The 9324-nt window shown below is 63.1% G+C and carries 7 protein-coding genes; 4 read left to right on the plus strand and 3 right to left on the minus strand.

Translation table 11 applies throughout. The features are described 5' to 3' along the window. A partial coding sequence (locus tag N2315_08300; GenBank protein ID MCX7829176.1) for a PstS family phosphate ABC transporter substrate-binding protein occupies positions 1–577 on the minus strand: 577 nt, incomplete at its 3' end. 257 nt (positions 578–834) lie between these two features. Here N2315_08300 and N2315_08305 point away from each other — a divergent pair. The 3 genes from N2315_08305 to N2315_08315 all read left to right on the plus strand — a co-directional run bounded on the left by N2315_08305 (position 835) and on the right by N2315_08315 (position 5613). Then, complete coding sequence (locus N2315_08305) at positions 835–2541, plus strand: PAS domain S-box protein (protein MCX7829177.1); 1707 nt, start codon at positions 835–837, stop codon at positions 2539–2541. A gap of 64 nt (positions 2542–2605) precedes the next feature. Next, the gene (locus N2315_08310; GenBank protein MCX7829178.1) at positions 2606–4594 is read left to right on the plus strand and encodes a diguanylate cyclase; all 1989 of its coding nucleotides are present in this window, start codon (positions 2606–2608) and stop codon (positions 4592–4594) included. Further along, entirely contained in the window at positions 4591–5613 is a 1023-nt protein-coding gene (locus tag N2315_08315) for a sugar phosphate nucleotidyltransferase (GenBank protein MCX7829179.1), read from the plus strand. Before N2315_08310 ends, N2315_08315 begins: the two co-directional genes overlap by 4 nt. A 141-nt stretch (positions 5614–5754) precedes the next feature. On the opposite strand, the gene pepF is transcribed toward N2315_08315, so the two are convergent. Beyond that, positions 5755–7614, minus strand: coding sequence for an oligoendopeptidase F (gene pepF, locus N2315_08320; GenBank protein MCX7829180.1), 1860 nt, complete (start codon positions 7612–7614; stop codon positions 5755–5757). A 203-nt stretch (positions 7615–7817) separates the two neighbouring features. Here pepF and N2315_08325 point away from each other — a divergent pair, with 203 nt between their 5' ends. After that, positions 7818–8591, plus strand: a complete 774-nt coding sequence (locus N2315_08325; GenBank protein ID MCX7829181.1) for a transporter substrate-binding domain-containing protein — start codon at positions 7818–7820, stop codon at positions 8589–8591. 21 nt (positions 8592–8612) lie between these two features. Here the strand turns inward: N2315_08325 and N2315_08330 are convergent. Then, the coding region (locus N2315_08330; GenBank protein ID MCX7829182.1) for a pyridoxal-phosphate dependent enzyme at positions 8613–9324 on the minus strand (712 nt) is incomplete at its 5' end.

Here is a 9324-nt window from a genome sequence, read left to right on the forward strand (position 1 = left end):
AGATGTGTATAAGAGACAGCTGTATCACCGCCCCGGAGGAGGCCACCACCAGCGCCCTCGGGGTCACAGGAGCCTTCTTCAGCACCTTCTCCTCCCAGACCTCGTAGGTGCCAGAGCTGCTGTCCCGGGTTATCACCGCTATGGGCTTGTCCGGGCCCCCTACCTCCTTCCAGTTCCTTATCTTGGCGGTGTAGATGTCCCTGAGCTGGTCCACAGTGAGGTCCGACACCGGGTTGGAGGGGTTCACTATGGGCACTATGCAGTCGAAGGCCACCACGTGCTCCACCGGGGTTATGCCCTTGGCCTTGGCCTTCTCCACCTCCTCCTTCTTCATGGCCCTGGAGGAGTTGGCTATGTGGGCCATGCCGTCTATGAGGGCCTTGATGCCGTTGCCGCTGCCGCCGCCGGAGACCGATATCTTGACCCCCGGGTGGGCCTTCATGTACCCCTCCGCCGCCGACTGGGCGAAGGGCAAAACGGTGGTGGAGCCGTTCATGACTATCTCACCCGCCATGGCGCTTCCTACCATGGCTCCCAGCAGCAGGAGCGAAGCCAACGCCTTGCCTAAAAACCTCACGTCCATCACTCTCCCTTTTTGTCCTTGGATCCCATTGACCAGCCACATACTATGCCTCTTCGGTTGGCGGTACCTTACGATTGTGTTAAGGCTTTGTAACGGCCCCAAGGCCCTTCGCCGAAGGACGCCGTTTAAATGGAAGCCGAAGGCCCATTTTAGTAACCTCCTCCACATTGCGTACAAGAGGACAACGGGACCCCCGGCGGTGTTAAAATGATTTGCGCAAGGTAGTGGAGAATGGGCGTCCTAAAGTGTTGTTGGGAGAGAGTGGATGGAAGATGGAGATGCTTCTCAAGGGAGCTATTGAAGCCTTAGGTGAGCCCGTGGCACTGGTGGAACCTTCCGGGAGGGTGGTCTTCGTGTCCGATCCCCTGCGAAGGCTCTTGGGGATTGATGTGGACTCCTGGCAGGGCAAGATGTGCCGGGACCTCTTCGGGGATGAGCTGTGCGGCGCCGCCCTTTGCCCGGCGTCTTCGGGCCCCTGTCCTGCTTTTAGCGTGGGATACCTCGGCGGCTCCGTCCAGTGTCGGGGGATCTTTGGCCCTGGTGGAAGCTTCGAGGGGGTGCTCATGTCCTTCAGCCGCAGGGACGCAGAGTTCCGCAAGGCCCTTCGGGACCTGGCCTTCCAACGGCGTCTGCTTGAGGCGGTGACCAACGACGACTCCACGGTTTTCGCCGTGCTGGACGGGTACGGCCGGGTTCTTCACCGCAACGGCTTCGCGGGGGAGCTTCTGCCAAGGCACGGCTCATCCTACATATGGGAGATGGCGTCCCAGGATCACGTCCAGGCAGTGAAGGGCGCCCTGCAGTCCGGTGGGGTCCTTCACGTCAAGGCCTTTAAGGGGGAGGACCTGCGGCATCTGATACTGAAGCTGTCCCCCATGCCCGGAAATGGGGATGGCGGGGCGGTTCTGGCCATGGGGCACGACATAACCGACCTGGTTATGGCAAAGCAGGGCCTGGACGTATTCAGGCGCGCCCTGGACCAGTTCGCCGAGAGCGTCTGCATAACCGATCCCTCCGGCGCCATAACCTACGTGAACGCCGCCTTCGAGGAGATGTACGGCTACACCCAGAAGGAGGTGTTGGGGAAGAACCCGAGGATACTGAACCCCGGCCCTAATGTCTACGAGGAGCACGGCGTCTCACGGGAGGAGTACGAGGAGACCTTCCGAGAGCTTTGGCGGGCCATCCTGGACCCGGCGGTGGGGCGCTGGGAGGGGGAGGTCTTAAACCGCCGGAAGGACGGGTCCATGATCTGGGTGAGGCTCATAGTGAGCGCCATAAGGGACGCCGACGGCGGGATAGCGGCCTTCTTGGCCGTACCGGTGAACCTGAGCGACCTCAAGGACAAGGAGGAGCAGCTGCTGCTTGAGGCCTATAGGGCCATAACCCTCACCGCGGAGATGCGGGACGAGGAGACCGGGGAGCACCTCATCCGCATAGGAAGCTACTGCAGGCTTCTGGCGGAGGCCATGGGGATGCCCAACAAGTTCTGCCGGGACATGGAGATCTTCGCCCCCTTCCACGACATAGGCAAGGTGGGAATCCCCGACAGCATACTGCTGGCCCCAAGGCGGCTGGACCCAGGGGAGTTCGAGCTCATGAAGACCCACACGGTCATGGGCTACAACATATCGAAGGACAAGAAGAGCCTTGCCATGGCGGCGGAGATAGCCCTTTACCACCACGAGCGGTGGGACGGGACCGGTTACCCCTACGGCCTCAAGGAGACCGAGATACCCCTTTCCGCCAGGATAACCGCCGTGGCGGATGTGTACGACGCCTTGAGGAGCCGAAGGCCCTATAAGGGGCCCATGGAGCACCGGCGGGTGGTGGATTACATCACCGCCAACTCGGGGGTCCACTTCGACCCGCTGGTTGTGAGGGCCTTCCTGGACGTGCACCTGGAGATGGACGAGGTGTTCAGGCGGAACGGCGGTGCGGAGGCAAAGACCCCTTGAGCTCAGTGCTCGGCCTGTGGGTGGACCAACTGGGGAAGGCGGCCTTGGATTAGGAGGTGCTGCTTTGGGTTACCCGAACATCAAGGCCTTGATGAACACCCTTGAGAGGGCCCTGTCGGCGGAGGAGGCGTGCTCCGCCCTGGTGGATTGGGTGGCAAGGGCCTTCAGGGATTGCTCCGTCTTCTTCTACGCCCCCTCAAAGCCCCATAACGGCATGCTCCTGGACGTCACCGGCAGGGCCAAGTGCAACCGCCTGGTCTCCTCCCTGGAGGGGCCCGAGGGACGGGCGTTCTCCCTTGGGGAGGTGCAGGTTGAAAGATCTAAGGCGGGCGATGGATTTGCGCACCTGGCCTGTCCCGTCCTCTGGCGGGGCCGGGTCCTGGGGGTCATCTCCGTCCGGGGCAGGCGGGGGGATGATTTAATTGATAACGTGGACTTGATCGTACACGCCTCTTCCCTGGCGGCGCCGGTGATATGGGGTTTGCTCAAGGTGGAGCGTCTGGAGGACCGGCTTAAGCTGGAGAGGGTTCGCGGCGTATCGTTGGAGAGCCTTAGTTCCAAGCGGGGGGCCCTCATCGCCCTTCTGACCCGGCTTGGTGAGGATACCACCGTGGAGGGGCTGTTTGACCGTACCGTGGAGGGCCTTGTGGCCATGGGCTACCACGTGGCGTCCATAGTCTCCAGGGACCGGCGGGACGCCCCCATGAGGTTCAGGTGCAACCTGGGGAGTTCCGTGTCGGCGGCACAGGTGGACGTCCTCATCCGGGAGGGCCGCGGCCTCGTGGGAAGGGTCATGTGGACCCTCAAGCCCTACCTCTGTGAGGACGCCCTCATAGACCCGGTGGTTGTAAGGACCGAGGAGGAGATCCGGTCGGAGCTTGGGGTTCCCATAATAGGCCCCGACGGTTACCCCTGGGGCATGCTCCGGGTGGGCAAGAGGCAGCCCCGGTCCCTCAGCATGGAGGTGGACGGGGAGATCCTCAAGGCCCTTGGGCCCTTCCTTGCCATGAGGATAGAGCGGAACGAGGTGGTGGGGTGCCTTGAGCGGGAGCTTAACCGGAGCAGGATGCTCCATCGGCTGGTGATGTCGCTTAGGGGGGCCTCGTCGCTGGAGGAGATGGCGGAGCTTACAGTCAGGGAGCTGGCGGGCACCATGGGATACGGGGTGGTGGAGTTCTTCAGGGTGGAGGAAGGTCCGGTGGAGCTCAAGCTCGTGGCATCCAGCGTGACGCCTAAGGACCTGCTGGATGAGAAGAGCCTTGAGATAAAGCGCAGGGGCGGCGGGCTGGTGTACCGGATCCTCAAGTCCCGGCGGATGACCAACCACCGCTGGGTGAGCCCCCAGTCGGGGCACCTGGATCTGGTGGGGTCCAACACCCGGCACCAGCTGGACGTGCCGGTGTTCGTAATGGGTCAGATGCGGGGTGTGTTGCTGCTGGAGTCTCCGGAGGAGCCCTTCGACGAGTCCGACGAGGAGTTCTTCGAGGTCCTTTCCTGGCACCTGGGGGCCCTGCTGGAGGGGCTTGAGCACCTTAGGCTTTTGGAGATCCAGAGCCTCAAGGACCCCCTGACGGGGCTTTGGAACCGCAAGTACCTGGACGCCCGGATGGAGGAGGAGCTCACCCGGTCCGTGAGGTCCGGACTTCCGGTGTGCGTGGCCATGGTGGACTTGAGCAACTTCAAGGGGGTGAACGACACCTACGGCCACGAGACCGGCGACCTGGTGCTTAAGGAGGTGGCCCGGGTCATCAGGGACTCGGTGCGCTCCGGGGACGTGGTGGTTCGATACGGGGGAGACGAGTTCGTGGTCTTCTCCCCCGGGGCGAGCCATGGGGAGATGACGGGGCTCCTCTCCCGGGTTCGGCGGGCCCTCTCGGAGATGATCCTCTGCTCCTGCGTGACCGGCGTGTCCTTCGACTTCGGAGTGGTATGTCTTGAGGCCGGGGAGAACCTGATGTCCGCTGTGGCCCGGGCGGACGCGGAGATGTACAACTTAAGGCGCATTTATAGGTCTAATCGGGGAGATGAGGGTGGCAAGGTGGATATGATATGAAGACCTACGGCGTTCTTTTGGCCGGCGGGGGAGGGGTGAGGCTGTGGCCCCTGTCCCGGGGGGACAGCCCCAAGCAGTTCATGCCATTAGGGGACGGGCCCAGCCTCCTTTCGGACGCCTTCCGCAGGGCCCTGGGCAGGGTTCACCCCTCCAGGATGGCGGCGGTTACATCAAAGGGGCTTGGGCACAAGGTGCGGTCCCACCTTTCTACGGCCCCGGGGGGTGAGCTGTGTTCGGTGGTCGAGGAGCCCTGCCGGAGGAACACGCTGCCCGCGGTCCTTGCTGGGGTGCTGGCCCTTAGGGACAAGGGGGCCCGGGACGGCGACGTGGTCTTCGTGTTTCCATGCGACCACGTGGTGGAGGACCCGCTGGCCCTCATGGACGCCATGGACCAGGCGGCGGAGGCGGCCCTTGAGGGGTACCTCGTAACATTCGGGGTCGAGCCCCGGTACCCGGAGACCGGTTACGGCTACATAAAGATGGGAAGGCCGTTGGAGGGCCTTTCGGCGAGATTTGTGGAGCGCTTTGAGGAGAAGCCCAATTTGGACAGGGCCAGGGCGTTCCTGGAGGAAGGCGGGTACCTTTGGAACAGCGGCATGTTCTGCTTCACCTTTGGGGCTTTCATGGAGGAGCTCAAAGGGGCCGCGCCGGTCCTTTGGAAGCTTGCTGCGGAGGGGCTTGAGGGGCTCTTTAAGGCCTATTGGGATGTGGAGCCCCTGTCCTTTGACAAGGGTTTGCTTGAGAGGTCCCAAAGGGTGGCGGTGGTGCCCCTTAAAGCTAGGTGGTCCGACGTGGGCAGCTGGGACTCGGTGTACCACGTGACGGCCAAGGACCCGGAGGGCAACGCCGCCCGGGGGGCCGCCCGTTTCGAGGAGTGCCGGGGGTGCCTTGCGGTTTCCTCCACCAGGAGGCTGGTGCTAATGGGGCTTGAGGACGTCATGGTGGTGGACGGGGATGACGCGGTGCTGGTGATCCGCCGGGGGCTCTCCCAGAAGGTCCGGCAGATGGCGGAGGAGTGATGTCATGGCCCGCGGCGCCCAAGGGGGCATGCCCGCTCCCTCAGTGGCACAAAGGTTTAAACTGGCAAAGATAAAAAATATAAAGCCCCGGCTGTCCGCCGGGGCTTTGGCTTAACGGCCTTCAGGCCTGGCCTTATTGGACTACCGGCGCTCCATGTCCTCCAGCTCCCTTAAGCGCCGGTCGAAGAGGTCTATGGCGTCCTCTATGGGCTTGGGCGAGCCCATGTCCACCCCCGCCTCCCTGAGGAGCTCCATGGGGTGCTTGGAGCCCCCCTTCTTCAGCATCTCAAGGTACTTCTCCCTGGCGGCAGGGTCCCCGGACAGCACGGCGCGGCTTAGGGATATGGCGGCGGATATGCCCGTGGCGTACTGGAACACGTAGAAGGGGCTGTAGAAGTGGGGGATCCTGGCCCACTCCATCAGTAGCTTGGGCTCCACGTGGAAGGACCCGCCGTGGTAGTCCCGGTTCAGCTTCTCCCACAGCTCCTTCAGCTCCTTGGCCGTCACGGGCTCCCCTTCCCCGTAGCGGCGGTGCACCTCCCGCTCAAAGGAGGCGAACATGGCCTGTCTGTAGAGGGTGCCCCTTATCTGGTCCAACTGGTAGTTTATGAGGTAGCGCTTTTCGTTGGGGTCCTTGGCGTTCTTTATGAGGTGGTCCAGCAGGAGCATCTCGTTGAACGTGGAGGCCACCTCCGCCACGAATATGCTGTAGTCGCTGGTGGGGTAGGGCTGGTGCAGGTTGCTGTAGTAGGTGTGCATGGAGTGCCCCAGCTCGTGGGCCAGGGTGAACACGTCGTTTAGGGTGCCGTTGTAGTTCATGAGTATGTACGGGTGGGTTCCGTAGCTCCCCCAGGAGTAGGCCCCTCCCCGCTTGCCCTTGTTCTCCATCACGTCTATCCAGCCCTTTTCCATGCCCTCCCGGGCGGTCTTGACGTAATCCTCTCCCAGGGGTTTTAAGGCCTTAAGCACCATGGCCTTGGCCTCCTCCCAGGGGATGTCCGTCTTGGGCTCCTCAGCCAGGGGCACGTACAGGTCGTAGGGCTCCACCTTTTCAAGGCCCAGGGCCTTGGCTCGGAACTTGACGTACCGGTGCAGGGGCTCAAGGCGGGACTCCACGGTCTTCACCAGGTTGTGGTAGACCTCCTCCGGTATGGCGTCGTCGTCCAGCGCCATTGCGAGCACCGAAGGGTACTTGCGGGCCTTGGCCAGGAAGAGGCTTCCCTTAAGCATCCCGCCGAAGGTGGCGCCCAAGGTGTTGGGGAACCGGCCGTAGGCGTCGTAGAGGCTGTCGTAGGCCTCCTTCCGCACCCGGCGGTCCTTGCTCCTCACGAACCGGTAGTACCGCTCCTCGGACATGTCCGTCTGGTTCCCGCTCTCGTCCCTTATGGGGGAGAAGGTCATGTCCGCGTTGGTTAGCATGGAGAAGGCCTGCTCCGGGGCCTCCAGGGCCTCTCCCGCCAGGGCCAGCATCTCCTCCTCCCGCTGGGAGAGCACGTGGGACCGTTTACGGGCTATCTCGGACAGGAAGAACCGGTGGTCCCGCAGTGACGGGTGCTCCATGAACTGGGCCAACTTCTTGGGGTCCATCTGGGTTATCTCCGGCACTATGAAGCTGCACCGGGTCTCAAGCTCGGTGGAGAGGGACGACGCCCTGTCCGCCAGGGCCTGCCGCTTGGGGTCCGAGGTGTCCTCGTGGCTTCTCATCACCGCGTAGGCGTAGAGCTTGCCCATGGTTATGGAGAGCTGGTCCCGGAGCTTGAGGCACTCCGCCAGCTCCTCCGCTGAGGACGCAAGACGCCCCCTGAATCGGTCCACCTCCCCCATTCGGCCCTTCAAGGCCTTGAAGTCCGCCTCGAAGGCCCCTTCGTCGGGGTATATGTCCTCCAACCTCCACTTGAACTCCGCCGGCACGTCCTTCCTCTCCGGAAGGCTCCCCGCCGCGGCGGAGGTGGAGAGGGCGGCCAGCAGCGCCGCCGTGATGACCATGGTCTTCGCGCTCATGACGAACATCTCCCTCCCATTGGGTGAACGTCTTAAGGCTTAAAAGCCCCTTATTCCCGGTTCAGTATGCCAAGTAAAGCCTTGCTAGACAACCCCCGTTCCATCCGCTTTGGCGGCAGATCTTGAAGCTTGCGCTGCATGGTGGTAGTGTGTCGATGCGCGGGGTATTGCGGCCGACCTTCTGTCTTGGGGGGTGATGGGGGATGGTTAAACAAGCCTTTAAGGCGGCGGTTTTGGCGTCCATCCTGCTGCTTTGCGTCCTTGGGCCCCGGGGATTTTGCGCGCCCCGGGAGGTGGTGGCGACGGCGGACCCGTGGCCTCCGTATTTCGACCCCCGAAGCCAAAGGCTGGGTGTGGCCTCGGAGATAGTGCGGGGGGCCTTGAGGAGCCAAGGGTACAGGGTGTCGTTCCGGGTCATGCCCTGGGAGGCGGCCCAGAAGGCGGTTTACGAGGGCAGCGCGGACATGCTGATAGACGCCTGGTACACCAAGGAGAGGGAGAAGAAGTACCTTGTGAGCTCCCCCTACGCCAGAAGCCGCATAGTCTTCTTCAAGAGGAAGGACAGGCCCTTCCGGTATGGGGGCAAGGAGAGCCTAAAGGGTCTTAAGGTGGGCCTTATCAAGGGTTACTCATACGACGAGGAGTTCCTCTCCTGGGACAGCTACAAGAGGGATTACGACGTGAGTTTCGTATCCCTGGCGCTGAAGGTGGCGTCCCGGAGGCTGGACCTTGCGATCAACGACCAGCTGGTGGGGAAGCTTGAGATCTTGAAGCGGGAGCCCTGGCTTCTGAACGTCCTGGACGTGGCGGAGCCCCCCCTCAGGGAGGCCACCCTCCACGTGATGGTATCAAGGAAGGTGAAGGATGGGGAGGAGATACTTAAGGCCTTTGAGAGGGGCCTTAAGGAGATGAAGAAGAGCGGCCAGTACCGCCGGATACTGGCCGCTTACGGGGCGGAGGACGCCGCCGTTCCATAGGGCGCCGCCTTCGCCTTTTCCCTAAAGCCCCAGCTCCCTCATGGCGGTGTCCAGGTCCTTGTCCCCCCGGCCGGAGAGGTTTACCAATATCGCCTGGTCCCCCTTGAGCTCCTTGAGGAGCTCAAGGGCGTAGGCCACCGCGTGGGAGCTCTCCAGGGCGGGTATTATGCCCTCGGTCCTCGAAAGGGTGAGGAAGGCCTCCAGGGCCTCCCGGTCGGTGACGCCTTCGCACCGGATCCTGCCTACGTCCTTGAGGTGCGCCAGCTCCGGCCCCACCCCCGGGTAGTCCAGCCCGGAGGAGACGCTGTGCACCTCCGCTGGGTTGCCGTGGTCGTCGGTGAGCACGTAGGTCTTAAACCCGTGGATCACCGCCTGGCGGCCCTTGAGAAGCGACGCCGCGTGCTTGCCCGTGTGAAGCCCCAGCCCCGCGGGCTCCACCGCCACCAGCTGGACCGACGGGTCGTCCAGGAAGCCGCTGAAGAGCCCCATGGCGTTGCTACCCCCTCCCACGCAGGCTATGGCGTGGCTTGGAAGGTGTCCCTCCGCCTTCAGGAACTGTTCCCTCGCCTCCTCACCTATCACCGACTGGAAGTGCCTCACCATGGTGGGGTAGGGGTGGGGGCCCACCACGGATCCTAAGAGGTAAAAGGCATCCCTGTCCGACACGTAGCGGTCCAACGCGGCGTCCACCGCCTCCTTGAGGGTGCCGGCCCCCAGGGACACGCTTACCACC

This window comes from Thermanaerothrix sp. (genome assembly GCA_026417795.1).
Lineage (GTDB): Bacteria > Synergistota > Synergistia > Synergistales > Synergistaceae > Thermanaerovibrio.

Excerpts from the sequence above, each read along its gene's own strand:
- N2315_08315 (MCX7829179.1), top strand. The coding sequence starts at position 4,591 with ATGAAGACCTACGGCGTTCTTTTGGCCGGCGGGGGAGGGGTGAGGCTG.
- pepF (MCX7829180.1), bottom strand. The coding sequence starts at position 7,614 with ATGAGCGCGAAGACCATGGTCATCACGGCGGCGCTGCTGGCCGCCCTC.
- N2315_08325 (MCX7829181.1), top strand. The coding sequence starts at position 7,818 with ATGGTTAAACAAGCCTTTAAGGCGGCGGTTTTGGCGTCCATCCTGCTG.